We start from the raw sequence: 24,657 nt of genomic DNA on the forward strand, positions 1-24,657 counted from the left end.
TAAGAGGAATAGTTCATTGAACAATCAGTTCTGTTCATGTCAATCAGACGATGCTCCAAAGTTACTACCTCCATCTAACCCTCCCAGTATACCTTCTACATTTGCTACGCCTATATCAACAGCCCAAATGAGATCATGGATGTGTAATTGTCTAGGAAGATGGGGATATTTAAGGTTATATATACCTGGTACCTTTGGGAGAGATTTATGGTTTTTTTCAATAGAAGTTCGAAGATTTGATGTATCAGGATATACTTGGCAAGATGGTCATCGTTTTAAAGTAACTTACCAATATAAACAAATTAGTAATTACATGTGCTTTGCTTAGTGCAAATAGGAGAGATTTATTATGGATCTCTTCTATTTGTAATTTGCAACATTTTTTATGAATTTAGGCTATACATAAGCTTCCTATAGGGGGCATATCGCATATGAATGTTAAAGGTACTGAATGAAAAGAAGGTGATTTGTTAATATGTATAACCAACAAAATTATCCATATGATCAAGGAATGTATTATAATCCACAAAACTACGGGTATGAATCTACAAATGAAGTGAGAGATATGGAACAAGAAGATTATAGACCAGATGATGCGGAAGATGCTCCAACGTCACCACCGCCGTCCCAAGCGCCATCGTTACCATCCACATTTGCTTCTCCAGCACAAGCAGGGAATATGAAATCATGGATGTGTAACTGTCTAGGAAGATGGGGATATTTACGTTTACATCGTCCTGGTCCTTTCGGAAGGGACTTATGGTTCTTCCCGACTGAAGTGAGAAGAAACGGGGTATCAGGATATACTTGGCAAGGTGGTCGTCGTCGTAAAGTAAGTTACCGCTATCAACAAATTAGTAATTTTATGTGCTTTGCATAAAGAAGAGTGAGAGAGTGGAAGTATTTTACTCTCTCACTTTTTTATTTTTCAATATATGAAGTAAGATTTTGATTAAAAATTTACAATTTTCACGTTTTTATTAGAGTATAATGCATATGTTGGGTGGTTTTCAAAAACAAATGAGAGTGAGGGAATACAATGTCAATGAAAAATAAAGTTGGCCGAAGAATAGAAGATGGCATTAATTTAGCTTCAGTTCAGTTTAAAGAAGATGCATATGAAATTTATAAAGAATCGCGAAAGATGCAACCTATCTTATTTGTGAATAAAACTGAATTAGGGGCAGAATGGCTTATTACAAGATATGAAGATGCTCTGCCACTTTTAAAAGATAATCGTTTAAAAAAGGATCTGGCAAATGTGTTTCCTCAAGATACAAAAAACATGTATCTTTCCGTTGACAATAGTGATCATTTAACAACGCACATGTTAAATTCAGATCCACCTAATCACAGTCGTTTACGATCTTTAGTTCAAAAAGCTTTTACACCGAAGATGATTACACAATTAGACGGAAGAATTCAGAGAATAGCGGATGATTTAATAAATGAAATAGAGCGAAAAGGTACATTAAATCTTGTTGATGATTATTCGTTCCCTTTACCAATCATTGTAATAAGTGAAATGCTCGGCATTCCAAAAGAAGATCAAGCGAAATTTAGAATTTGGTCTCATGCTGTCATTGCATCGCCAGAAACACCTGAAGAAATTAAAGAAACCGAAAAACAACTATCTGAGTTTATTACATATCTTCAATATATAGTTGATATAAAACGAAAAGATCCAAAAGAAGATTTGGTTAGTGCGCTAATACTTGCTGAAAATGATGGGCATAAACTTAGTGCTCCAGAGCTATATTCAATGATAATGCTGTTAATCGTAGCAGGACATGAGACAACAGTGAATTTAATTACAAATACGGTATTAGCATTTCTTGAAAATCCAAATCAATTACAGTTATTAAAGGATAATCCAAAATTAATTGATTCAGCTATTGAGGAAGGATTGCGTTATTATTCTCCAGTTGAGATTACAACTGGAAGATGGGCGGCTGAACCGTTCCAAATTCACGAACAAACAATCGAAAAAGGAGATATGGTTGTCATTGCCTTAGCTTCTGCAAACCGTGATGAAACAGTATTTGAAAACCCGGAAGTATTCGATATTACACGCGAGAATAATCGTCATATTGCCTTTGGTCATGGTAGCCACTTTTGCTTAGGCGCTCCACTTGCTAGGTTGGAAGCAAAGATTGCTATTACTACTTTGTTTAATCGAATGCCTGAACTACAAATAAAAGGGAATCGTGAAGAAATTAACTGGCAAGGTAATTATTTAATGCGTTCTTTAGAGGAATTACCATTAACATTCTAGAATATTTATTTTTAGACATGCATACATAGAAAATGATTTACATAGAGTATGTATGTGTTGTTTAAATTCGAAACGGAAGGGTGAAAACATCCCAATGATCAACTAATTCTATTTGTAAGAGATCTTCGTTAAAAAACGAAATATTCTTCTGAATAGGATTAGTCTGTACATTTATAGAAAAGGGATGTATTTCGCTCTGCGAATATATAGTCTTTTTATATGATTTGTGCTGCCTCCTGTTCAGAACATGAAATAGGAGGCTTTTTTATGTCGACAAATGTAGTAATGAAACAAAACAATGGGGTATCACAAGTGTTAAAAAATCGGTTTGTGCAAGGAATTCTTGCATCAGCATTATTTTTACAAATAGGAATATGGGTCCGAAACTTTGCAGTATTACTATATGTAATGGAAATGACGAAAGGTGATGCTTTTGCTATTTCGATGATTTCGGTTGCTGAATTCGCTCCCATTTTTATTTTCTCATTTATTGGTGGAACCTTTGCTGATAGGTGGAAGCCAAAAAAGACAATGATATGGTGTGAGACTTTAAGTTCTATTTCAGTATTTGCTGTATTAATTACTCTTATGTTTGGTACGTGGAAAATTGTGTTTTTTGTCACGCTTATTTCTGCAATCCTTTCGCAGTTTTCTCAACCATCTGGAATGAAATTATTTAAACAACATTTATCAACGGAACAAATCCAATTAGCGATGTCTATATATCAAACAATATTTGCGATTTTTATGGTGTTAGGACCGATTCTTGGAACATTTATTTTTCATAGTTTTGGAATATATATTTCAATCATCATAACAGGTATCGCTTTTTTACTTGCGGCAGCTGTGTTGTTATTTCTTCCTAAAGATCTTGAGAATGATAATGAGAAGAAAGAAATCACTCTATTACAGGAAATGCTGGACGGTATTAAATACGTAAAAAAGAAAAAAGCATTAACTTTGCTAGGGCTTTGTTTTATGGCAGCAGGACTAGGTATAGGATTAATTCAGCCATTAGGTATATTTATTGTGACTGAGCAGTTAGGGCTGTCAAAAGAGAGTTTACAATGGTTACTAACAGTCAATGGTGCGGGAATGATTGTTGGCGGCGCTTTAGCGATGGTATTTGCGAAAAATGTTGCTCCGCAAAAGATGTTAATTGTAGGGATGCTCGGTCAGGCGATTGGCATTGGTATTATAGGCTACTCCACAAATTTATGGGTGACACTTACAGCACAACTTTTTAGCGGTTTAGCTCTTCCTTGTATCCAAATTGGTATTAATACGCTCATTATTCAAAATAGCGATACTGATTTTATTGGTCGTGTAAATGGTATTTTAAGTCCACTATTCACAGGTTCAATGGTAGTAACGATGAGTATTGCTGGCTCATTAAAGGAGACGTTTTCATTAGGCACGATGTACGAGGGAACGGCATTGTTATTTGTTATTGGATTATTGTTTATTTTACCCATATACAACCTAAAGCCAACGATAGCAGTAGAAAGTGAAATGAATAGGAAAGGAAGTGCTGTACAACATGAATCCTAATCCAAATATTAAATACCCTATTGAAGGAAATCAAAACGTTCAATTTATAAAAAATACAATAACGAAATCTAATATACTTGTTGGTGACTATTCTTATTATGATGCGAAAGATGGAGAAACATTAGAAGATCGAGTATTACATCATTATGAATTTCTTGGTGATCGCCTTACCATTGGAAAGTTTTGTTGTATTGCAAATGGAGTTACCTTTATTATGAATGGAGCAAATCATCGAATGGATGGATTTTCGGCATATCCATTTAATATATTTGGAAATGGGTGGGAGAAGTATACACCTAGTTTGTCTGATTTACCATATAAAGGTGATACAGTTATAGGAAATGATGTTTGGATTGGTATGGAAACAACGATTATGCCAGGAATAAGAATAGGGGATGGTGCAATTATTGCAGCTAAATCTGTTGTGACTAGAGACGTCGCACCATATACAATTGTTGGCGGAAACCCTGCAAATAAAATAAAGGAACGATTTACAAATACAATAATAGAAGAATTATTGCAAATTCAATGGTGGCATTTTGAAATTGAAAAAATAACTGAAAATATAGATGCTATTGTACAAGGAGATATTGAACCATTAAGAAAGCTAAAAAGGGAATAAAAAATGCATGACAAAGAGTATCATACCTCCGAATTTTGTTAATGATAATAGAACAAGGAGGTGTGATACTATGGCACAAGACGTTTTATGTGAAGTAAACAACTGTAAATTTTGGGCTAACGGTAATAAATGTAGTGCAGATGCAATTTATGTAGTAAGTAATAAAGGGAAACAGGCATCAACTACGGAAGAAACAGATTGCAAAACTTTTGATCCAGAATTATAAAATTTTGAAGGGTAGCCAAATCGTGGTTGCCCTTTTATTAATTATAGTATTGATAATAAATCTCATTTTCATTCATTGTTTTTAATTTTTTCTTGTTATTTTTCATATTTTCTTCATAAGTGAAGTAATCCAGAGCAATTCATGCTCAATACGTGATTTACTAAATTCAATGACTTCTGTAATGAAAGATGAGCTAACATCTAAAGTGTGAATAGCAGTAAGTTGTTTATGTAGTACGTCTTGGCGTATTGTTAAAATTTCTTTTCTAGCATCGTAATCAAGTTTTTCAAATAGCGCGATACGTACAAGGAATTCAGCGTTATTTGTCGCAAGTTTTTCGGGAAACTCTCTTAACATTTCAGAAAAAATTTCTTCTCCTGTTTCAGTTATGTCGTACATATTTCGGTTTGGCTTTCCGACTTGTTTGTGTATTTTTTTCGTTATAGCACCCATATTTTCGAACCGTCGAAGAGCGGGATACAGTGTGTTATGATTTAATTCGAAATTCTCACCTAACCGATTTTGAACATTTTTCTTTATTTCATATCCATGTTTTGGTCCAGTCATTAATTCTGCTAGTAATAAAATGTCAACGTACATAAAAATCCCCCTTATATATTTCTCAAGTTCTCCAATGAAAAATCTCTTTTTGTATATGTTAAAATAACATATGTTAGATTATACAACTTTGAACTACCGACCTATCACTTTTATTGTAAAAGAAAAGGGAGGAAAGAACTATGGCTTCGCCTGAAAATGTAATTTTAGTTCATGAAATTTCAAAGCTGAAAACAAAAGAAGAATTGTGGAATCCGTATGAGTGGTATCAATTTATGAGGGATAACCATCCGGTTCATTATGATGTGGAACAGGATGTATGGAATGTTTTTTTATACGATGATGTAAATCGAGTTTTATCGGATTATCGCTTATTTTCAAGTAGAAGGGAACGAAGACAATTCGCAATCCCACCATTAGAAACTAGAATAAATATCAACTCTATTGATCCACCAGAACATCGTAATGTACGTTCTATTGTTTCTAAAGCATTTACTCCCAGAAGTTTAGAACAATGGAAACCTCGAATACAGTCTATCGCAAATGAACTTGTAGAGCATATCGGAAAATATAGTGAGGTTAATATTGTTGAAGAGTTTGCTGCACCTTTACCTGTTACCGTCATATCCGATTTGTTAGGAGTGCCAACAACTGACCGTAAAAAAATTAAAGAATGGTCTGATATTTTATTTATGCCGTATAGTAAAGAAAAGTTTAATGATCTGGATGTAGAAAAGGGGATAGCACTAAATGAATTTAAAGCATATCTTCTACCAATTATTCAGGAAAAGAGATACCATTTAACCGATGATATTATTTCAGATTTAATACGAGCTGAATATGAAGGTGAAAGATTAACTGATGAAGAAATTGTAACTTTTTCTTTAGGTTTATTAGCGGCAGGTAATGAAACAACTACTAATTTAATTATTAATAGCTTTTATTGCTTTTTAGTGGACTCACCTGGAACATATAAAGAATTAAGAGAAGAACCTAAATTAATTTCAAAAGCAATTGAGGAAGTATTACGCTATCGCTTTCCTGTTACATTAGCTAGGAGGATTACAGAGGACACAAATATATTTGGACCTTTTATGAAAAAGGATCAAATGATTGTTGCATGGGTAAGTGCAGCAAATTTAGATGAGAAAAAGTTTTCAAAAGCCTCTAAATTTAACTTACACCGAATAGGAAATGAAAAGCATCTAACATTTGGTAAAGGCCCTCACTTTTGCTTAGGGGCACCACTTGCACGTTTAGAAGCTGAGATTGCATTAAGAACTTTCATAAATGCTTTTGAAAAAATAGAGTTGCCTTCATCTTTCAATTTAGAAAAATGTATATTGGAAAATGAACAAACTTTGAAATTCTTACCTATTTGCTTAAAAACTCAATAAACAGTGCAGCAAGGTACAAATTTACTGTACCTTGCTTTTTATTTCTCAATTGTAAAATTTTAGTATGTTATTTAGTATGGAGGTGTGTGAAAAAGAATAGAGGAGGACGCTTATGTTAACGTGTAATGGAAGTAAAACGTTTCAAACATTTATTAAAGCTGTAACGGATTTAATTGATAGTAATTTATTAGAAGATCAAATTGTTTGTAAGATTGAAAAATTACTTGAAGAACTTTTAGAAAAGAAAACATGGCTTCCGTTAGAAAAACAGAAGGCGAATTCGGCTCAATATGCACGACACTTGCTATATGAAGATCCTTTAAATCGTTTTGAAGTATTAGCTCTTGTATGGAAAGATGGACAATCTACACCTTTACATGATCATGATGGTACATGGGGAGTAGAAGGAGTTTTTACAGGAAAGATAATGGTACAGAACTTTATACAAACTAAGCAGCTTGAAAATTCACTTGTTTATTTAACACATAAAGGAAATCTTTATTTGGGAGAAGGAGAAACAGATAAAGTCATTCCACCAGCTGATTGTCATATTCTTGAAATAGCTAAAAATGAAAGCGTTATCACCATTCATATTTACGGAAAACGTTTAGAAAAGTTTAAAATATATGTCCCAACTGAAGAAAAGAATGTGTACATGTGTGAGACAAAATATATTAGTTATAGTTCATAGTTTAAAATCAAAAGCTTTTCTTTTTAAAGAAAAGCTTTTGATTTTATTTTTAATTATTTCTTGACCTGAAACGCTTTTCATAAATTATAAATAAGGAGTACTTTACGAGGGCAGTATGAAAACGATACCTTTCGTTTAAGATGAACTCGTGTATATATAGAAAGTGGTGAAGAAATAATGAAATTAATCGCAATTGATTTAGATGGAACTCTTCTTTCGGGGAATAAAATGATTAGTAAAGAAAATGCAGAAGCAATTCGAAAATGTCAGGAAGCGGGCCATGTTGTAGCAATTTGTACAGGACGTTCTATCATCGATATTGAACGATTATTGTTAGAAGTAAATTTAGAGTGTCCAATTATTGCCGAAAATGGTGCGCTTATATATAAAGATAAAAAAATGATGAAGAGATATCCAATTCAAAATGTGCAAGCACTTGAGATTGTGAACTATCTTGAAGAAAATGGCTTATATTATCAGCTTTATACTGATAAAGGTGTGTACGTACCGGAATATGGAGTAGAGAGTGTACGCAATGAAATCGAGTACGTGAAGAATTCAAATGAAAATTTCGACTTGAAAGAGTTAGAAACGATCGCAGCTTTATATCTTGAGCATACAGCGTTTCATAGTGCGGAAAGTTGCAAACCGATTGTAGAAACAGATATACATGTGCATAAGCTGTTACCATTTTCTTATGATATAGAAAAATTAAAAAGGTTAAAAGACACGTTTCTGCATAATACTGATTTAGCCATTACATCTTCCTATTGGCATAATTTAGAGATTAATCATCGAGATGCCCAAAAAGGAAATGGATTATATACTTTAGCAGAACACCTGAATATTTCAGTTGAAAATACTGTAGCGATAGGTGATGGTCTAAATGATGTTTCCATGATGGAAAAAGCAAATATATCAATTGCAATGGGGAACGCAGTTGAAGAAATAAAAGCGATGTGTCAATACGAAACCTTATCAAATGAAGAACACGGTGTTGCACATGCTTTATATAAATATGTAATGTAAATATAAAAAGAAAAAAGAATCCAAATGGATTCTTTTTTCTTTTTATTAGGGGTAAGGTATTCTATGAGAATCATAGAAGCCTTATTACATTTTATTATATAGAATATATTGGAATAAATGTTTATATTTTTCATGATAATTGTGAAAATTTTATGAACTTTAAATTTTTTGTATTTGTATACTATTAAAATCGATGTGTATGAATCTGATATCAAAATCAGGTGTATGTATGAGTGCGCGATTTGGGTTCTCTTCAAATCAGAATTAGTGTGTGAGGACTAAAATACATATTGATGAAAGGTTCATTTTATACTTATATACTTCTCTTTTTTAATTGAAAAATAAAATTTGTTCGAATAATTGTTCTACAGCTATATACCTACAGGCACATTCTTCGTATAATGGAGAAGTATAAATTTTGAATTTGTATTAATTTTACATATTGAGGTGAAAAAGGAATGAATGCGCGGCTAATGGAACTTATTGATGTGAGTACAATAGAAACCATGGCAGAACAATTTTATAAATTAACCAACATATCACATCAACTTCTTGATGCTGAAAAAGAATGTATCTTTTCATTTGGAATAAATGAGATGAAAATATGTAAACTTCCCAAAATTGAAATCCCCATTTTTTTATACAATCAACATTTAGGATCTTTTGTAGTATGGTCAAACAAAAGCGAAATTTTCAATTGTCAAAAATACTTTGAAATGCTTTCAAATCTAATTATAGATGGGGCAACAAAAGTATTTCAAAGTAAAAATACAACGTTGCTTTCTCGAAAAGAGGAGGAACTACATACGATTTTACAAAACATGCCTGTTATGGTAGATGCGCTTGATTATAATGGAGATTTTGTTTTGTGGAATCGTGAGTGTGAAATTGTAACAGGTTATACCGCTGCAGAAATAATAGGAAATCCAAATGCACTTCAATTATTGTACCCCGATCATAAATATCGTCACCAAATACAAACGAAATTTTTAACTCGTGGAAAAAATTTCAGAGATTGGGAAATGCACTTAACATGTAAAAATGGTGAAATCAAAACAATTATGTGGTCCAATATATCAGAACAGTTTCCTGTAACAGGATATAGCTATTGGGCTGTTGGTGTAGATATTACACATTTAAAAGCGATAGAAGGACAGTTAAAACAACAAACGTCTGAATTAGAATTAATTTTTAAAGCTTTACCAGATTTATGTTTCTTAACAGAAGATGATGGCACGATTATAGATTATAAGGCAGGATCTCCTACAAAATTTTACGTACCGGCAGAAGCTTTTATGGGGAAAAAGTTTTTCGAAGTATTACCATCTCCAGTAGCGCAACAGTTTCAGGAAGCCATTCGTCAAGTGCAGGAAAAAGGAACGAATGTAATTGTTGAATATCCACTTACACTTAATGGAAGTATTGATTTCTTTGAAGCTAGATGCTTACCATTATTACATGATAAAATTATGATCATTGTACGCGATATTACAGAGCGGAAAAAGACAGAAGAATTGCTAAATAAATCAGATACACTTGCAGCAATCGGTCAATTAGCAGCTGGTGTAGCTCATGAAGTGAGGAACCCATTAACAGTCATTAAAGGGTTTATACAGTTATTCCAAATTAATAAAGAAGATCAAGAAAAATATTTCGATCTAATGCTTTCTGAAATTGAAAGAATAGAAGCGATTCTTCAAGAGTTTTTATCAATTGCTAAAACAGATGAAATAAATACAGAACAAAAAAATATTTATCAAATTTACAAAAATGTCGTATCGTTAATGAATACAAAAGCAATTATGACGAATATTCAAGTTGAATTATATGCAGACGCCAAAGATATTAGTATTGAATGCTCAGAAAATCAATTGAAACAAGTATTTATTAATATTTTGCAAAATTCAATCGAAGCTATGCCAGATGGTGGGAAAATTGCAATTTATTTAAAAGAATTAAACGATGATGGTGTCATTATTCATGTAGTAGATGAAGGAATAGGAATACCTGAAGAAAGAATTAAGAGATTAGGTGAGCCTTTTTATAGTACGAAAGAAAAAGGTACCGGTATTGGATTAATGCTAAGTTATAAAATTATTGAAAGTCATCAAGGGAATATAAGTATTATGAGTGAGGTTGGTGTCGGGACAACAGTGACTATTTATTTGCCGAAAGCTCAGAGTAAAGAATCTTTATCATATTGTGACGAAAGATTCGAATCAATACGCCCAATTATTAACTCGTAAATTACTAAATACCCAATAACAAAAGCTAAGCTTTTTGTTATTGGGTATTTTTGTATTTAATTTAGTAAACTTTACCTTTTCTTTAGATTTGTTTTAATTTCTATTAAGTTTTAAATGTTACATTAATATTTGTACAAAGTAATGTGTGGAAATTGTACGTTGCTTTTAATATAGAAACCAATTTATTATTTGAAATGTTGTAAGGAGGAGATTATGACAAGGTGAAAAAACAAGAGAAAAAAAGCGGTAGAGCAATACCGATGCGGTTAAACATTTTATTCTTTTGTGTATTTTTATTATTTTCTGCCATGATCATACAGTTGGGTAAAGTACAAATCATTGATGGAGAGACGTATAAAAATGAAGTAGAGAAGAGAGAAAATGCAACCGTTAGTCTTTCTGTCCCACGCGGGAAAATATTTGATCGAGAAGGGAATCCAGTAGTTGATAATAAATCTTTACGTACAATTACATATACAAAGATGAAAGGTGTAAAATCAGAAGAAATATTAAAAACTGCAAGACAACTTGCCGACATAATTGAAATGCCACAAGAAGATATTGATAAGTTAACTGAGACAGATAAGAAAGATTTTTGGATGCAATTAAATCCGAAACTGGCTGAAAATCTAGTGTCTAAAAAAGAAATAGATACATTTAGAGAGAAGGATATTAGCGGCAAGAAGCTAGATAAAAAAATAGAAGAGTTAAAAAGAAAACGAGTTACAGATAAAAATCTTCAAGAATTAACAGATAAAGATATAAAAGTATTAGCTATTAAAAGTAAGATGACTTCTGGTTATCAAATGGCTCCTCAAATTATAAAAAAAGATGTTAGTGAAAAGGAATTTACTATAATTAGTGAGGGTTTAGCAAATCTCCCGGGTGTAGACGTTTCGGTTGATTGGGAGAGAGTGTATGTAAATGATGGATTATTCCGATCTGTTCTTGGAAATGTTTCTAATGCCGATGAAGGATTGCCAAGTGAACGATTAGATTACTACTTGGTACGTGATTATAGCCGAAATGATAGGGTTGGAAAAAGTTATATCGAGCAGCAATACGAAGATGTACTTCATGGTACAAAAAAAGAAGTAAGAAGCGTTGCTGATAAACAAGGGAATACAATTAGAACGGAAACAGTTTCTGAGGGAAAGAGCGGTAAGAATTTAACTTTAACAATAGATATGGAATTACAGAAAAAAGTAGAAGAAAGTATAGAAAAAATATTAAAGGCATATAAAGGATCAGAATCCATGTTAGATCGTGCTTTCGTTGTGATGATGAATCCGAAGAACGGACAAGTATTATCCATGGCTGGGAAAAGACTTGTAGAAAAAGACGGAAAAACAGAAGTTGAAGACTATGCATTAGGCACAATGACTAGTTCATATGAGCTTGGATCAACAGTTAAAGGTGCGACAGTTTTAACTGGATTTGAAACGAAAGCTATAACACCAGGTACTTATTTTTATGATACACCTATGAAGTTTAAAGGAACTAAGGAGAAAAAGTCTTGGAAAGAGTTTGGAAATATAGACGATTTAAGAGCGTTACAAGTCTCTTCAAACGTTTATATGTTTAATACAGCATTAAAAATTGCAGGTGTGGATTATGTGAAAAATAGTTCATTAAATATTAAACAGGAGTACTTTGATAAAATGAGGTATTATTTCAGGCAATTTGGATTAGGTGTTCCAACGGGCATCGATTTACCAAATGAAACAGCTGGACAAATTGGTAAAAAAGATAATCAACCAGGTTTCTTATTAGACTACTCAATTGGCCAATATGACACGTATACACCGCTTCAGCTTGTACAGTATATTTCAACAATCGCAAACGGTGGGTATCGAATGAAGCCACAAATTGTTCAAGAAGTTAGAGAGCAAACGTCGCAAAAAGATGAGATTGGTAAAGTAGTGCATTCAGTAGAACCAATCGTTTTAAATAAGATAGATATGAAAGAGGAATATATAAATCAAGTAAAAGAAGGATTTAGAAGGGTATTCCAAGAAGGTGATGGAACAGGAGTAAGGGCGTTCCAAAAAGCATCTTATAAGCCAGCAGGTAAAACAGGGACAGCACAGACTGTATACGGTGGAGAAAGTGATATTGGAAGAAATGAAAAAGGTGAGCGAAGAGAATGTTATAACTTAACGTTAGCAGGATATGCGCCATATGATAATCCGGAAGTAGCGTTCTCTGTAGTTGTACCATGGGTTATTAATGATAAATCTGGTATTAACTCTGATATTGGAAAAGAAGTTTTAGATGCTTATTTTGAATTGAAAAATAAGCGATTGACTGGAGAAACGATGAAAATAGATAGCTCTAAAGAGGATTAAAACATACGAAATGTTATAGAAACCAGTGGCGCCTTTATTTAGGGATAGGCCAAAATGGGTGATGGAGAGGGATAAAATCATTCTATCAATTATTCACGTTTTATAAAAAAATTCATATATTGATAGCATAGGACAAGCTGAAAAGTTTATTCTAACCTCACAGAACACTCCTTATCACGGTTAGGCATCTACTTATGTAGATGCCTTTTTTAATGTATTAACTGACAATTATTTATCAACCTAAAGTAGTAAGTATATTAGGACTATTAGGGGGAGGGTGACGGTAATAATTATAATATGATTAATAAGAGCATTGAAATGTAAGGAGTGAGTAACAAGTGCTAAATATTTTAGTGGTTAATTTCCCGGCAGAGGGACATGTAAATCCTACATTAAGTTTAGTCAAGGCCTTTACTGAACGGGGTGATTACGTACATTATATTACAACAGAACACTTTAAAGGCAGAATTGAAGATTTGGGAGCAACTGTATATACCCATCCAGATTTATTAAAGGAGATTTCTATTGATAGTGAAACTTCATATGGGCTGAATTCTTTCTTTCATGTACATGTTCAAACTTCTTTATATATATTAGAAATTACGAAACAATTAAGTGAAAGCATAAATTTTGATTTCGTAATTTACGATATATTTGGTGCTGGAGAGTTAGTAAAGGAGTATTTACAAATTCCAGGCGTACTTTCTTCTCCTATATTTTTAATTCCTCCAAAATTATTGGAGACTTTACCTTTTCATCCAAATGCAGAAATACAATTCCGACCCGATGAACGTTCTGAAAAGTTACTATGTCAAATGGAACATGAATTTGGAGTAAAGCCTAAAAATAATCTTCAATTTATGCATAATAAGGGAGATATCTCACTCGTGTACACAAGTCGTTATTTTCAACCTGATAGTGATTTGTTCGGAGAAAATAACATTTTTATTGGGCCGAGTATTTCAAATCGTAAAACAAATGTAGAGTTTCCACTTGAATTGCTTAAAGATAAGAAAGTTATTTATATTTCAATGGGGACACTACTTGAAGGGCTCGAACCATTCTTTAATACTTGTATTGATACTTTCTCAAATTTTGAAGGGATAGTCGTAATGGCAATTGGTGATCGAAATGATATTTCAAAAATAAAGCAAGCACCAGACAATTTTATAATTGCTCCATACGTACCCCAATCAGAAATATTAAGTGAAGCAGATGTATTTATTACACATGGCGGCATGAATAGCGTACACGATGCTATTTATTTTAATGTCCCATTTATCATAATTCCACATGATAAAGACCAGCCGATGATAGCACAAAGATTAACTGAACTTGAGGCAGCACATAGGTTATTGAAAGAGCATGTTAATGCGCAAACTTTAAAAGAAGCGGTAACAAACGTTCTTTCAAATGAAAAGTATAAACATGGTATACGAAAACTAAATGATAGTTTTTTAGAATGCGGTGGTTCAAATGAGGCAATTGCAGCTATTAAATCTCTTTTAAATAAATAGTGTGGACAATATAAAAGCATAGAGGTTCAACCTTTATGCTTTTATATTATTATCCCGCAAACTGCACAGCAGTATTTGCATGTAAAAAAGCAGTATCAAAAACAGGAACAGTAAGGTCGTTTTGGGAAATAAGCAAAGGGATTTCAGTACAGCCTAGTAATATACCTTCTGCGCCATTTTGAATTAATGATTTTGTAATTTGTAATAGTTTTTCTTTTGATGTTTCTGAAATAATTCCTTTACTTAATTCATTTAAAATAACATGATGAATAAAATTTCTTTCCTCTTCATTTGGGATAATCGTCTCAATATTATAATTCGCTAAACGTGATTTATAGAAGTCTTGTTCCATCGTTTGTTTCGTACCCAATAGTCCGATACGCTTTATATTTTGTTCTACCACTTCTTTAGCACTCACATCACCAATGTGAAGAAGTGGAATAGATATTGCACTTTCTACTTCTTCAGCAAATAAATGGACCGTATTGGAACACATTAATAAACAATCAGCTCCGGATTTTTCAACCTTTTTTGCAACTGTGACTAATTCGTTTTTCACTTCTTCATATTGATGATTTTGTAACAAAGTAGTTACTTCAACAAAGTCCATGCTATATAAAACAAGCTTTGCATTTTGATCATATTGAGAAAGTGTAAGTGTATTAATATGTTTATAGTATAACGATGTAGATTCCCAACTTAGTCCACCAATTAAACCGATTACTTTCATCATACATTCCTCCCGAAACAATTTTGAATTCATTATTTCATAATTCCGATAAGAATACAATGATATAAATGTGCTATTTAACAAAAAATAAAAATAATTAGAAAACTATTGTAATTTATCTTTCTTAGTGCCATAATACGAATTACAAATTAATACTTATCCAGAGAGGTGGAGGGTACGGCCCTACGAAACCTCAGCAACCCCTATGTAAAATCATAGGAAGGTGCTAATTCCGCAGAGGACACAATGTGTTTTTTGGAGATAAGAGGATTCTTGAACGTGAAAGAAAATGACCTCTTATGCAAGAGGTCATTTTTTGTTGTATAGAAAGGGAGTGTCGATGCATAATTCATTTTTAAAATAAATATAGAGTAATAAAAGTTGACTAATATGAGAGGGGAATTGTAATGAACAAATTATCAACAAAGTTAGTAGCAGCAATCGGAATTGGATCAGCGTTATACGGGATATTAGGACTTTGGGGATTTTCTATTGCACCAAATACATTTATTAAACCTGCATTAGCTATTTTAACTGTTTTTGGAGCGTTATTTGGTCCAGTAGCAGGACTGTTAATAGGACTTATCGGTCATATCGTAACAGATACAATCGCTGGATGGGGTATTTGGTGGGGGTGGGTTATTAGTTCAGGACTTATCGGCCTTGCAATGGGACTCATTCAAAAAAGAGTTGGCTTTAGTGTGAAAAACGGGACGTATAATAAGGGAGATATTTCTTATTTAGCCATTACTGGGTTAATTGGTATTGTCATTGCGATTATATTTGCTGGGGCATTCGATATTATTGTGATGGGAGAACCGTTTGACAAAATTGTTATACAAGTATTAGGAGCAACAATTGCCGATGTTATTGTATTTTTAGTTCTCGGATTGCCAATTACAATAGGTCTAGCTAAATCTAATAAGAAACATACACATTTAAAAATTGAAAAGTAGGGATGTTAACATGCAACCAATTATTTCTTTTGAACAATTTAGCTTTCAATATGAGCATGCGGCACAGCCTACTGTAAAAGACATTACATTTCATATATATCCTGGAGAAAAAGTACTAGTTGCTGGACGAAGCGGTTCGGGGAAATCAACGTTAGCTCATTGTATCAATGGGCTAATCCCATTTTCTTATGAAGGATTTAGTACTGGTAATATTTTAATTGCCGGAAAAGATCCGAGGAAAGAGAGTATATTTGAACAGAGTAAACAAGTAGGAACAATTTTGCAAGATCAAGATGCTCAATTTATTGGCCTTACAGTAGAAGAAGATGTAGCTTTTTATTTAGAAAATGAATGTGTAAATCAAGATGATATGAAAAAGATTGTTTCGGACGCATTAAAAAAGGTAAAGATGCATACTTTTCATAAACAAAGTCCACATGAATTATCAGGAGGGCAAAAACAAACTGTTTCTCTAGCAGGTCTGTTAACGACAAATGCTGATATATTATTGTTCGATGAACCGTTAGCAAATTTGGATCCGCTAAGCGCCTTACATACAATAGAACTTATTCAAGATATACATAAACAATATAATAAAACAATTGTAATTATTGAACATCGAATAGAAGAAATGTTAAACCTGGATTTAGATAAAATTATTTTAATTGATGAAGGTGAAATTGTTGCCATAGGGACACCAGAAGAGATTTTAGCGTCAAATATATTACCATCTATTGGCTTAAGAGAGCCTATGTACATAGAAGTATTAAAGAGATTACATTTTGATAGTAATAATGATGTAATATACCCAATTGAAAATCTTCAAAGGGAAAATGTTAGTAGCGTAATAAATGAGTGGATGGAGAAGCAAGCTTTTTATAAAGATAGTCCTACAAAAAATGAATTATTGAATGTAGAGAATTTGTCGTTCTCATATCCTAATAAACAAAAAGTATTAGACAATGTAAATTTCTCTCTATATAAAGGGGAAATAGTAGGACTGTTGGGCCATAATGGAGCTGGAAAATCAACATTAGCTCATAGTCTTATAGGGATAAACAAAACAAAAAATGATAGGATTTTAATTGATGGAGTAAATATCAATTCTTGGTCTATTCGTAAACGCGGTGAGGTTATATCTTATGTGATGCAAAATCCAAATCATACGATTACACAACATACTGTTATAGAAGAAGTTTCATTCACATTAAAATTAAAAAGGGTTTCAAAGGAAGAGATTAAGCTTAGAGCGGAAGAAGCGTTAAAAGTTTGTGGTTTGTATCCATTTCGAAACTGGCCAATTCAGGCGTTAAGTTATGGACAAAAAAAGAGATTAACAATTGCATCTGTACTAACAACAAATCCGAAACTTATCATATTAGATGAACCGACAGCGGGACAAGATTATTATCACTATAAACAGTTTATGTCGTTTATTAGAAAATTAGCTGCAAAGGGAATATCGTTTATTTTTATCACACACGATATGAATCTCGTATTGGAATATACAGACAGAGCGATAGTTTTACATGAAGGGAAAATTATTGCGAATAATACCGCGTCTATTGTATTAGGGCATCTAGAAACGTTACAAAGAGCGAACCTAAGGGAAAGTTCTTTATACAAACTAATTAAATTTAGTGGGATTGCATTTCCTGAAAGGTTTGTAGAACTTTATTTTGATGTTATTAGGAGGGAGGAAGGTGTATAGTACATATTTTCATCGCATGGATGGAGCAGTGAAATTGTTGTTATTTATTTTCTGTATGACACTTACTTTTTTATTTTTTGATTTTCGCATATTGCTATTTGTATTTATGATTGGATGTATCGGACTTTTAGTTGCTAAAATTCCATTTCGTAAAATTTTTATTGTTTTTAGTGTTATATTTACATTTAGTTTATTAAATTCTGTCATGATTTTATTTATTACACCAACCCATGGATCTGAATTAATCGGATCATATACTTCATTTGTGTATATTGGATATGCAACAATTACATACGAAACCGTATTTTATGCAGCTACACTTTCGTTAAAGTATTTTACGTTATTACCATTTACACTTATATTTATTTATACGACTGACCCAAGCGAATTTGTGAGTAGCTTAAGTAAATTTCGTATTCATTATAAGATTACCTATGCAATAAATATTGCATTACGCTATATACCTGATATTCAGTCCGAATATAAAGTTATTAAACATGCACAAGAGGCGAGAGGAGTAGCTTTTGAAAAAGGTGAAGCAAGTTTATGGATTCGTATGAAAAACCGTGTCTTAATTTTCTGGCCGCTAATTATTCATTCACTAGATAGAATTGATACAGTTTCAAATGCAATGGATTTAAGAGGATTTGGAAAGAAGGATAAACGTACATGGTTTTATACAAATAAAGCGAAAAAAGGGGATTTCATGGCTTTATTTGTAGGTGTTTTTATTTTAATTATTGCAGTATATTTAAAGTTACATGTATTTCAAAACTTTTGGTATCCATTTTAAAGCACTCTCAAATGAGTGCTTTTACTTATTTTTATGTAGACATGCTCAAAAAAGGGATATTCACATAATGTATAATACGAACCAGTTAAAATGATCAACTACCTATTAGTTTTCAAACCAAAAGGAGGAGAAAATATGAGTTACGGTGGTTCTTGTGGTTTTGGTGGAGGTTTCGCTTTACTAGTTGTGTTATTTATTTTATTAATTATCGTTGGATGCAGCTGCTGGGGCGGAGGGTACTAATTTCTAATTAGTCTCCACAAATGTAAACTAAAAAAACATAGAAGATACTTATGTATCGAAACAAATAAAAAAGGAGCAATTATGCTCCTTTTTTATTTGTTTTCAGATGAGTTCGTATTACATTTCGGCAATGTAATTGTCAAAGTTGTACCTTTATTAACGAGACTTCGGATTTTTAAACTACCTTGCATCGTTTCAATAATCTTAACAGCAACCATTGTACCTAATCCTGTACCTTTTGTTTTTGTGCTAAAATAGGGTTCGCCAAATCGATTTATTTGCTCTTGTGACATACCAATTCCGCTATCCTCAATTCGTATTATAACTTTATTATTACTAATAGATGAGGAGATATGTAAAGTACCACCATTAGGCATTGCTTCAATACTATTTTTTATTAGGTTTAAAAAACATTGTTGAAAGTGCTGTTTATTACCAACAATTGATGCCCTAGAGAAATCTTTCGTAATATGTATTGTATTCATATTACATAAAGGTAAGATCATATTAATAACTCGAGTTAACTCTTGTTCTACTGAAATATGATCTAATTTTTCTGAAGCAGGTTTGGCAAATGTTAAATAATCATCAATAATTCCTTGGGCACGATGCAACTCTTCAAGTATATGTTCAATATACTCGTCTCTAGATTCTGGAGTTAAATTCGGTGTTTTTAAAAGTTGAGTAAATCCTTTTACGACAGTTAAAGGATTTCTTACCTCGTGCGATATACTAGCAGCGAGTTGGCTCACAATCTCCATTTTTTCCATTTTAATTAACTTCGATCGCATACATACTGCATCTTTTAAAACTTCATTAAAATAAATTACAAACAACATCAAAGTAGTTGGTAATATTATAAAATAAATAATGTATAAATTATTCACTTCAAAATCCGATAAAGTTAATACAATTACAGTTGTAAATATTGCTAGAAAAAATGTTAAAAACATTCCATAAGCTACTTTAACTTTTCTATTATACTTATTAAATTTTGCGGATGCGAACGCTGTAATGATAAACATTGTGCCATAAACGAGTATTGTTAACATACTAAATCCATAAAATGAAAATCTTGTAATTAATAAAATAGCAAACAATATTATACCGACAGGGAAGCCACCATAAAGCGTACCTATTATAACTGGTATTTGTCTTAAATCATGAATACAATTTTCATCCATATAGATAGGATAGCGCATACATAAAATAAGAGGGATACTCGTACAAAGTATAGTAAGTAGCTTTTTATATTTCTTCAAATAGCGCCCGCTATCAAATATAAAATAAAAGATAAAGATACTAATTAAAATGTAAAGAAGATTATTTAATACGTTTTGATTAATATAAACAAAGTCCATAATATTTGCCTCATTATTTTGAATTTCCTTTTCAAATATATTATACATGATAATAGTATAATATATATATTTGTTTAAATAATATAGGTTTATATTTTTTCAGTATTTGACACGTTTACCCACTCTTCATAAAATTCTTCAACTGATGCATATCGTTCAGTTCGGTTTTCATTTACAGCGCGATACGCTATTTCATATAAATCCCTACTTGCTTCCCATTTTGTAAAGGAGCGATCTTTTCCACCACCTAAGAGCACAAAAGCCATTGCGCCCATATTAAACACATTCGTTTTTTCGTCAATTATAGCGTTTAACTCAAATTCCTCTGGTGACATAAAACGTGAGGATCCCCATAGTCGTCCCATTGTATTTATATAGGGTTTCTTATTGTATAAATCTATATCACAAATCTTCGTCTCATTTGTATGAAAATTATATAAAATACTACCGTCATAAAAATCTATTGCTACATAGTTTTTCTTTTCAACATATGTATGGAAAGAAAAAATGGAATTTAAGGATTGAATCTGTTTCATAACAGATAAATGTTTAAATTTATAAAATGGAGAGTTTGGATTTTTATATTTATCAGGAGGCGGGAAACTCCAGTGTGAATGAAGACATTCTCCATCAAACCAATCAAAAATTAATACATATCCAGATTGAACTGGAAAATGTTCAATTAGTTTTATAAGCGAGTCATGCTTTAATTCCTCGTAAAGGGAAACTGATTTTTTTAATCTTTCAATAGCGTCGTTCATAGTTCCTTCATATGCAATTGTTTGTGCCCCTGCATATTTAATAAATTTCTTATGGCCATCTCTTTCTACACCGAAAGATAGATTGCCTGAATCTTGCTGGTCAAAAACCTCAAATACGGTTCCTAATTTCAATAGCCAATCAAAATTATGATGTTCTTTTAATTGAAATGTTATTTGATTCAACTGAATTTCAACTGGTTTAGCTTCCATAATATACCTCGCATTTATTATAATTAAGTTGTATATTTCAGTATTCGACATATTTTGTGAAAATCCTATGTTAATCACATGGAATTTTATAAATATAATAATAAATAATTATAAAAAGGTGAATAAAATGGAAAAACAAATCGTTATTAAACCATATCAAAAAGACTGGCATGAAGAGTATTTAATAGAAAAGGAGAAATTTATTTCATTATTCGGAGGAGAATGTATTGCTATTGAACACATAGGGAGCACATCTGTACAAGGATTAGGAGCGAAACCTCTAATTGATATGATGATTGGTGTAACGGATTTGCAAATTACCGAAAAGTGGATTGATGATCTGTTGAAAATTGGATATGAATATGTACCAAAAGAATCAACTGATTGGCGCTTTTTTAGAAAGGGAAAATGGAGAGCGGGTACCCATCATTTGCATGTTTATATTTATAATAGTGACGAATGGAAAAACAATCTTTTATTTCGAGACTTTCTAACAAAACATGAATGGGCACGCAATGATTATAGAGAATTAAAAGAGAAACTTGCAGCTACATATCCTTTTGATCGAGTTTCATATACAAGTGCAAAAGCACCGTTTATCCAAAAAATAATAAAGGAAGCTAAAAAAATTTAAGGGGTCTTGAAATTCTTATTTTATTTTAATCTTTCTCTCATGTTCCTTTCTTTTTTATTTGATATTCTGCTTGTTACAGAAGCTTTTTAGAAAGGAGCTTAAGTGAAATGGAAAAGCTACTAAGAAATAAATCTTTTCATTCATTAGTAAAAATTATAGGCTTAATTATTATTTTTTGTAGTGTAGCATTGTTACTTATTTATGTAATTTACGGCAACGTACTAAATGTAAAAGGGTTAAATAAGAAATTAGGTTCTTTCGGTGAGTATGGAGCCATTTTAGCTGCATCGTTATGGTTTTTACATCATGTATGGTTATTTTTTAAAAAGAAAAATATAATTGGGGTTAAGTTGATAAAAGATTTATATTTGTTCATTAAAAAATTTCACGTATTAATTGGATATGCTGTATTAGCTGTATCAATTACTCACGGTGTTTATTTTTTATTAAAAGGAAGTCGGCATATATTCATATTCTATAGTGGTATATTCTCTCTTTTCATTTTAATCATACTAGGGATTGTTGGATTTTCCTTACAGAAGCATAATAAAAAAACAAACTTGAAATTGTATAGAAAAGCACATCAAATCATTGCGATTATATTTGGAATAGGATTACTCATTCATTTAACTGTATAGGAGGAATTACTGTTGCAACACATATTAATTATTGAAGATGAAGAAAGTTTAGCTGATTTTTTAGAGTTAGAACTAAAGTATGAAGGATATAAAGTCGATATACAGTTTGATGGAAGGAAGGGTTTAGAAACTGCACTTGAAACAAATTATGACCTTATTTTACTGGATTTAATGCTACCAGGATTAAATGGACTAGAAGTGTGTCGTAGATTAAGGGCAACTAAAAATACACCGATCATTATGCTGACTGCACGTGATAGTATTATGGATCGCGTGACAGGTTTAGACAGCGGAGCCGATGATTATCTTCCAAAACCATTTGCAATTGAAGAGCTGTTAGCACGTATGAGAGTTATATTTAGACGAGAAGAACATATAGAAAACAAACATGTTTCATCTCTTACGTTCAAAGATTTACAGCTCCAGATTGAATCTCGAACTGTTACAAAAGGAAATGAAGAAATCGAACTTACAAATAAAGAATTTGAACTCTTGCTTATGTTTATGAAAAATATTAATAGAGTACTTACCCGGGATGTTTTATTGGATCAAGTATGGGGATTTGACGCAATGGTTGAGACCAATATCGTTGATGTATATGTTCGTTATTTACGTAACAAGTTACATAGTGTGGATAAGGAGGAATATATCCAAACGGTCCGCGGTGCTGGATATATAATGAAATGATTAAAAATATTGTACATCGACTTAGAAATCTTCCTATAAAATGGAAATTAACACTTTGGTCCACTACACTAGTATTTATTTTATTCATTTTATATAGCGCTTTGCAGTTTATTGTAATTAATAAGTGGACTATAGATTATGAACAGAAACAAATAAATAGGCAAGGGACAGAAATAGCGGCATATTTCCAAGATAAAAATGATACCCTTTCGAGTAAAACGTTTGAAAACAGTAAAAATTTCTTAAACAATATGATTGATAAGCATCAAATGATTCGTATTATCGGCATGGATGGGAAACCAATTGTTACTGTTTCACGAGATTTTAATGAAGCGTGGATAAAGCCAAAACAAGTTACACAAGAGGAATCATTTATAAAAAGACATATAGAAGATCGCATATTAGTTAAGCGCATACCAATTCAAACAAAAGAGTTCACTGGCACTATTGAACTTACGAAAAACTTAGAGGCTTTTGATCATTTATTAAAAATTATTTTAGTGGTAATGGTTATTGCCGGGATATGTGGCTTAATCCTCAGTTTTTTAGGTGGTGTACTAATCACGAAAAAGCTATTATCAAGTGTTCAAAATATAACGGATACGATGGAGCGTATTAAGAAAAATGGGCTAAATGAACGGGTTCCAGTACGTGAAAATAATGATGAACTTGCAAAATTATCGTTTCTTTTTAACGAAATGATGGATGAAGTAGAAACTTCTTTTACACAACAGAAACAGTTTGTAGAAGATGCATCTCATGAACTGAGAACCCCATTAACAATTATTCAAGGCCATTTGTCGATGTTAAATCGGTGGGGTAAAAATGATCCAGCAGTTTTAGATAAATCGCTCCAATCTAGTTTAAAGGAAGTCGATCGTTTAAATAAGTTAGTTTTAGAGTTGCTAGAACTATCAAGAGCTGAATCAGAACAGATGCATCCAATAGCAACTGAGCCAGTCCATATAAATAGCATATTAAAACAAGTTACACAAAATTTTGCTATACTTCAAACTGAATTTCAATTTGATATGCAATTGGATGGAGATGCAGCATATGTCTTAATACCATCATCTTACTTAGAACAAATTCTTATTATCGTAATGGACAACGCAGTAAAATATACAAAAGAAGTTAATCAATATATTTGTATTGAATCTAGAGTACAATCAGAGAAAGTTAAAATTCGTATTATAGATCATGGATCAGGGATACCCGAAGCTGATTTACCTTTTGTCCTTAACCGTTTTTATAGAGTGGACAAAGCAAGGAGTCGAAAAAAGGGTGGAAACGGTTTAGGTTTATCTATTGCCAAACGACTTGTAGAGAGATACAACGGAGCTATTCAAATAGAGAGTATAGAAGGCGAAGGAACAATCGTTACGATTACACTGCCTACAATTTCACTTTAATAGATTGAAAAGAAGGGATGTTTTTACATTCCTTCTTTTTTTACAGTCAAATTATTTTGCT

General features: G+C 32.1%; 23 protein-coding genes, 1 pseudogene and 1 riboswitch. Of the genes and pseudogenes, 20 read left to right on the plus strand and 4 right to left on the minus strand.

Features of this window, described 5'->3' with window-relative positions; all coding sequences use genetic code 11:
* Positions 1 to 43: 43 nt before the first annotated feature.
* The 6 genes and pseudogenes from ACXY7N_RS22440 to ACXY7N_RS22465 form a co-directional block, all read left to right on the plus strand.
* Positions 44 to 328: pseudogene (locus ACXY7N_RS22440) on the plus strand (hypothetical protein); the annotation flags it as partial.
* 147 nt (positions 329 to 475) lie between these two features.
* Positions 476 to 880 (plus strand): hypothetical protein, encoded by a 405-nt coding sequence (locus ACXY7N_RS22445; RefSeq protein WP_016087711.1) that lies wholly within the window; start codon positions 476 to 478, stop codon positions 878 to 880.
* 159 nt (positions 881 to 1,039) lie between these two features.
* Positions 1,040 to 2,275, plus strand: coding sequence for a cytochrome P450 family protein (locus tag ACXY7N_RS22450; RefSeq protein WP_016087710.1), 1,236 nt, complete (start codon positions 1,040 to 1,042; stop codon positions 2,273 to 2,275).
* 267 nt (positions 2,276 to 2,542) lie between these two features.
* The gene (locus ACXY7N_RS22455; RefSeq protein WP_016134594.1) at positions 2,543 to 3,826 is read left to right on the plus strand and encodes an MFS transporter; all 1,284 of its coding nucleotides are present in this window, start codon (positions 2,543 to 2,545) and stop codon (positions 3,824 to 3,826) included.
* On the plus strand, positions 3,816 to 4,448 hold the full coding sequence (locus ACXY7N_RS22460) for a Vat family streptogramin A O-acetyltransferase (protein ID WP_033659707.1): 633 nt from the start codon (positions 3,816 to 3,818) through the stop codon (positions 4,446 to 4,448). The genes ACXY7N_RS22455 and ACXY7N_RS22460 overlap by 11 nt, the downstream gene beginning before the upstream one ends.
* Before the next feature lie 70 nt (positions 4,449 to 4,518).
* Complete coding sequence (locus ACXY7N_RS22465; protein ID WP_000046094.1) at positions 4,519 to 4,674, plus strand: DUF1540 domain-containing protein; 156 nt, start codon at positions 4,519 to 4,521, stop codon at positions 4,672 to 4,674.
* A 102-nt stretch (positions 4,675 to 4,776) separates the two neighbouring features.
* Here the strand turns inward: ACXY7N_RS22465 and ACXY7N_RS22470 are convergent, their stop codons facing one another.
* Positions 4,777 to 5,274, minus strand: a complete 498-nt coding sequence (locus tag ACXY7N_RS22470; protein ID WP_016087707.1) for a helix-turn-helix transcriptional regulator — start codon at positions 5,272 to 5,274, stop codon at positions 4,777 to 4,779.
* Between the two features lie 140 nt (positions 5,275 to 5,414).
* Between ACXY7N_RS22470 and ACXY7N_RS22475 the strand changes: the two genes are divergently transcribed.
* From ACXY7N_RS22475 to ACXY7N_RS22500, 6 genes are all read left to right on the plus strand, one after another.
* A complete protein-coding gene (locus tag ACXY7N_RS22475; protein ID WP_016134596.1) occupies positions 5,415 to 6,629 on the plus strand; it encodes a cytochrome P450 in 1,215 nt (404 codons plus the stop codon).
* 112 nt (positions 6,630 to 6,741) lie between these two features.
* Entirely contained in the window at positions 6,742 to 7,320 is a 579-nt protein-coding gene (locus ACXY7N_RS22480) for a cysteine dioxygenase family protein (protein WP_016087705.1), read from the plus strand.
* A 177-nt stretch (positions 7,321 to 7,497) separates the two neighbouring features.
* Positions 7,498 to 8,349: a Cof-type HAD-IIB family hydrolase gene (locus ACXY7N_RS22485; protein ID WP_488592615.1), complete on the plus strand. Its 852-nt coding sequence runs from the start codon at positions 7,498 to 7,500 to the stop codon at positions 8,347 to 8,349.
* 458 nt (positions 8,350 to 8,807) lie between these two features.
* The gene (locus ACXY7N_RS22490; RefSeq protein WP_016134597.1) at positions 8,808 to 10,595 is read left to right on the plus strand and encodes an ATP-binding protein; all 1,788 of its coding nucleotides are present in this window, start codon (positions 8,808 to 8,810) and stop codon (positions 10,593 to 10,595) included.
* Positions 10,596 to 10,816: 221 nt separating this feature from the next.
* Positions 10,817 to 12,943, plus strand: coding sequence for a peptidoglycan D,D-transpeptidase FtsI family protein (locus tag ACXY7N_RS22495; RefSeq protein ID WP_016134598.1), 2,127 nt, complete (start codon positions 10,817 to 10,819; stop codon positions 12,941 to 12,943).
* 338 nt (positions 12,944 to 13,281) lie between these two features.
* Positions 13,282 to 14,460 carry a macrolide family glycosyltransferase gene (locus tag ACXY7N_RS22500; protein ID WP_016087701.1) on the plus strand — a complete coding sequence of 393 codons (1,179 nt, stop codon included), beginning with the start codon at positions 13,282 to 13,284 and terminating at the stop codon, positions 14,458 to 14,460.
* Between the two features lie 49 nt (positions 14,461 to 14,509).
* Here ACXY7N_RS22500 and ACXY7N_RS22505 read toward each other — a convergent pair whose 3' ends face one another.
* Entirely contained in the window at positions 14,510 to 15,193 is a 684-nt protein-coding gene (locus ACXY7N_RS22505; RefSeq protein WP_488592616.1) for an aspartate/glutamate racemase family protein, read from the minus strand.
* A 150-nt stretch (positions 15,194 to 15,343) separates the two neighbouring features.
* Positions 15,344 to 15,458, plus strand: a riboswitch (SAM riboswitch).
* Positions 15,459 to 15,597: 139 nt separating this feature from the next.
* On the opposite strand from ACXY7N_RS22505, the gene ACXY7N_RS22510 reads away from it, so the two are divergent.
* The 4 genes from ACXY7N_RS22510 (at position 15,598) to ACXY7N_RS22525 (ending at position 18,893) form a co-directional block, all read left to right on the plus strand.
* Complete coding sequence (locus ACXY7N_RS22510) at positions 15,598 to 16,146, plus strand: ECF-type riboflavin transporter substrate-binding protein (RefSeq protein ID WP_016134599.1); 549 nt, start codon at positions 15,598 to 15,600, stop codon at positions 16,144 to 16,146.
* Between the two features lie 10 nt (positions 16,147 to 16,156).
* Positions 16,157 to 17,857 carry an ABC transporter ATP-binding protein gene (locus ACXY7N_RS22515; protein ID WP_016134600.1) on the plus strand — a complete coding sequence of 567 codons (1,701 nt, stop codon included), beginning with the start codon at positions 16,157 to 16,159 and terminating at the stop codon, positions 17,855 to 17,857.
* On the plus strand, positions 17,850 to 18,650 hold the full coding sequence (locus tag ACXY7N_RS22520) for an energy-coupling factor transporter transmembrane component T family protein (protein WP_016134601.1): 801 nt from the start codon (positions 17,850 to 17,852) through the stop codon (positions 18,648 to 18,650). Before ACXY7N_RS22515 ends, ACXY7N_RS22520 begins: the two co-directional genes overlap by 8 nt.
* A gap of 135 nt (positions 18,651 to 18,785) precedes the next feature.
* The gene (locus tag ACXY7N_RS22525; protein WP_000120182.1) at positions 18,786 to 18,893 is read left to right on the plus strand and encodes a YjcZ family sporulation protein; all 108 of its coding nucleotides are present in this window, start codon (positions 18,786 to 18,788) and stop codon (positions 18,891 to 18,893) included.
* A gap of 92 nt (positions 18,894 to 18,985) precedes the next feature.
* Here ACXY7N_RS22525 and ACXY7N_RS22530 read toward each other — a convergent pair whose 3' ends face one another.
* Both ACXY7N_RS22530 and ACXY7N_RS22535 read right to left on the minus strand, forming a co-directional pair.
* Positions 18,986 to 20,254, minus strand: a complete 1,269-nt coding sequence (locus ACXY7N_RS22530; RefSeq protein ID WP_016087696.1) for a sensor histidine kinase — start codon at positions 20,252 to 20,254, stop codon at positions 18,986 to 18,988.
* A gap of 89 nt (positions 20,255 to 20,343) precedes the next feature.
* A complete protein-coding gene (locus ACXY7N_RS22535; protein WP_016087695.1) occupies positions 20,344 to 21,225 on the minus strand; it encodes a protein kinase in 882 nt (293 codons plus the stop codon).
* A 127-nt stretch (positions 21,226 to 21,352) separates the two neighbouring features.
* On the opposite strand from ACXY7N_RS22535, the gene ACXY7N_RS22540 reads away from it, so the two are divergent.
* From ACXY7N_RS22540 to ACXY7N_RS22555, 4 genes are all read left to right on the plus strand, one after another.
* Positions 21,353 to 21,859, plus strand: coding sequence for a GrpB family protein (locus tag ACXY7N_RS22540; protein ID WP_488592617.1), 507 nt, complete (start codon positions 21,353 to 21,355; stop codon positions 21,857 to 21,859).
* A 107-nt stretch (positions 21,860 to 21,966) separates the two neighbouring features.
* Positions 21,967 to 22,497 (plus strand): hypothetical protein, encoded by a 531-nt coding sequence (locus ACXY7N_RS22545; RefSeq protein WP_016134603.1) that lies wholly within the window; start codon positions 21,967 to 21,969, stop codon positions 22,495 to 22,497.
* Positions 22,498 to 22,509: 12 nt separating this feature from the next.
* Complete coding sequence (locus tag ACXY7N_RS22550; RefSeq protein ID WP_016087692.1) at positions 22,510 to 23,184, plus strand: response regulator transcription factor; 675 nt, start codon at positions 22,510 to 22,512, stop codon at positions 23,182 to 23,184.
* Positions 23,181 to 24,596: a HAMP domain-containing sensor histidine kinase gene (locus tag ACXY7N_RS22555; RefSeq protein ID WP_088083779.1), complete on the plus strand. Its 1,416-nt coding sequence runs from the start codon at positions 23,181 to 23,183 to the stop codon at positions 24,594 to 24,596. The genes ACXY7N_RS22550 and ACXY7N_RS22555 overlap by 4 nt, the downstream gene beginning before the upstream one ends.
* The last annotated feature ends 61 nt before the right edge of the window (positions 24,597 to 24,657 follow it).

It is taken from the genome of Bacillus sp. 5w2, assembly GCF_054353775.1.

Excerpts from the sequence above, each read along its gene's own strand:
- ACXY7N_RS22445 (WP_016087711.1), top strand. The coding sequence starts at position 476 with ATGTATAACCAACAAAATTATCCATATGATCAAGGAATGTATTATAAT.
- ACXY7N_RS22450 (WP_016087710.1), top strand. The coding sequence starts at position 1,040 with ATGTCAATGAAAAATAAAGTTGGCCGAAGAATAGAAGATGGCATTAAT.
- ACXY7N_RS22455 (WP_016134594.1), top strand. The coding sequence starts at position 2,543 with ATGTCGACAAATGTAGTAATGAAACAAAACAATGGGGTATCACAAGTG.
- ACXY7N_RS22460 (WP_033659707.1), top strand. The coding sequence starts at position 3,816 with ATGAATCCTAATCCAAATATTAAATACCCTATTGAAGGAAATCAAAAC.
- ACXY7N_RS22465 (WP_000046094.1), top strand. The coding sequence starts at position 4,519 with ATGGCACAAGACGTTTTATGTGAAGTAAACAACTGTAAATTTTGGGCT.
- ACXY7N_RS22470 (WP_016087707.1), bottom strand. The coding sequence starts at position 5,274 with ATGTACGTTGACATTTTATTACTAGCAGAATTAATGACTGGACCAAAA.
- ACXY7N_RS22475 (WP_016134596.1), top strand. The coding sequence starts at position 5,415 with ATGGCTTCGCCTGAAAATGTAATTTTAGTTCATGAAATTTCAAAGCTG.
- ACXY7N_RS22480 (WP_016087705.1), top strand. The coding sequence starts at position 6,742 with ATGTTAACGTGTAATGGAAGTAAAACGTTTCAAACATTTATTAAAGCT.
- ACXY7N_RS22485 (WP_488592615.1), top strand. The coding sequence starts at position 7,498 with ATGAAATTAATCGCAATTGATTTAGATGGAACTCTTCTTTCGGGGAAT.
- ACXY7N_RS22490 (WP_016134597.1), top strand. The coding sequence starts at position 8,808 with ATGAATGCGCGGCTAATGGAACTTATTGATGTGAGTACAATAGAAACC.
- ACXY7N_RS22505 (WP_488592616.1), bottom strand. The coding sequence starts at position 15,193 with ATGATGAAAGTAATCGGTTTAATTGGTGGACTAAGTTGGGAATCTACA.
- ACXY7N_RS22510 (WP_016134599.1), top strand. The coding sequence starts at position 15,598 with ATGAACAAATTATCAACAAAGTTAGTAGCAGCAATCGGAATTGGATCA.
- ACXY7N_RS22515 (WP_016134600.1), top strand. The coding sequence starts at position 16,157 with ATGCAACCAATTATTTCTTTTGAACAATTTAGCTTTCAATATGAGCAT.
- ACXY7N_RS22525 (WP_000120182.1), top strand. The coding sequence starts at position 18,786 with ATGAGTTACGGTGGTTCTTGTGGTTTTGGTGGAGGTTTCGCTTTACTA.
- ACXY7N_RS22530 (WP_016087696.1), bottom strand. The coding sequence starts at position 20,254 with ATGGACTTTGTTTATATTAATCAAAACGTATTAAATAATCTTCTTTAC.
- ACXY7N_RS22535 (WP_016087695.1), bottom strand. The coding sequence starts at position 21,225 with ATGGAAGCTAAACCAGTTGAAATTCAGTTGAATCAAATAACATTTCAA.
- ACXY7N_RS22540 (WP_488592617.1), top strand. The coding sequence starts at position 21,353 with ATGGAAAAACAAATCGTTATTAAACCATATCAAAAAGACTGGCATGAA.
- ACXY7N_RS22545 (WP_016134603.1), top strand. The coding sequence starts at position 21,967 with ATGGAAAAGCTACTAAGAAATAAATCTTTTCATTCATTAGTAAAAATT.
- ACXY7N_RS22555 (WP_088083779.1), top strand. The coding sequence starts at position 23,181 with ATGATTAAAAATATTGTACATCGACTTAGAAATCTTCCTATAAAATGG.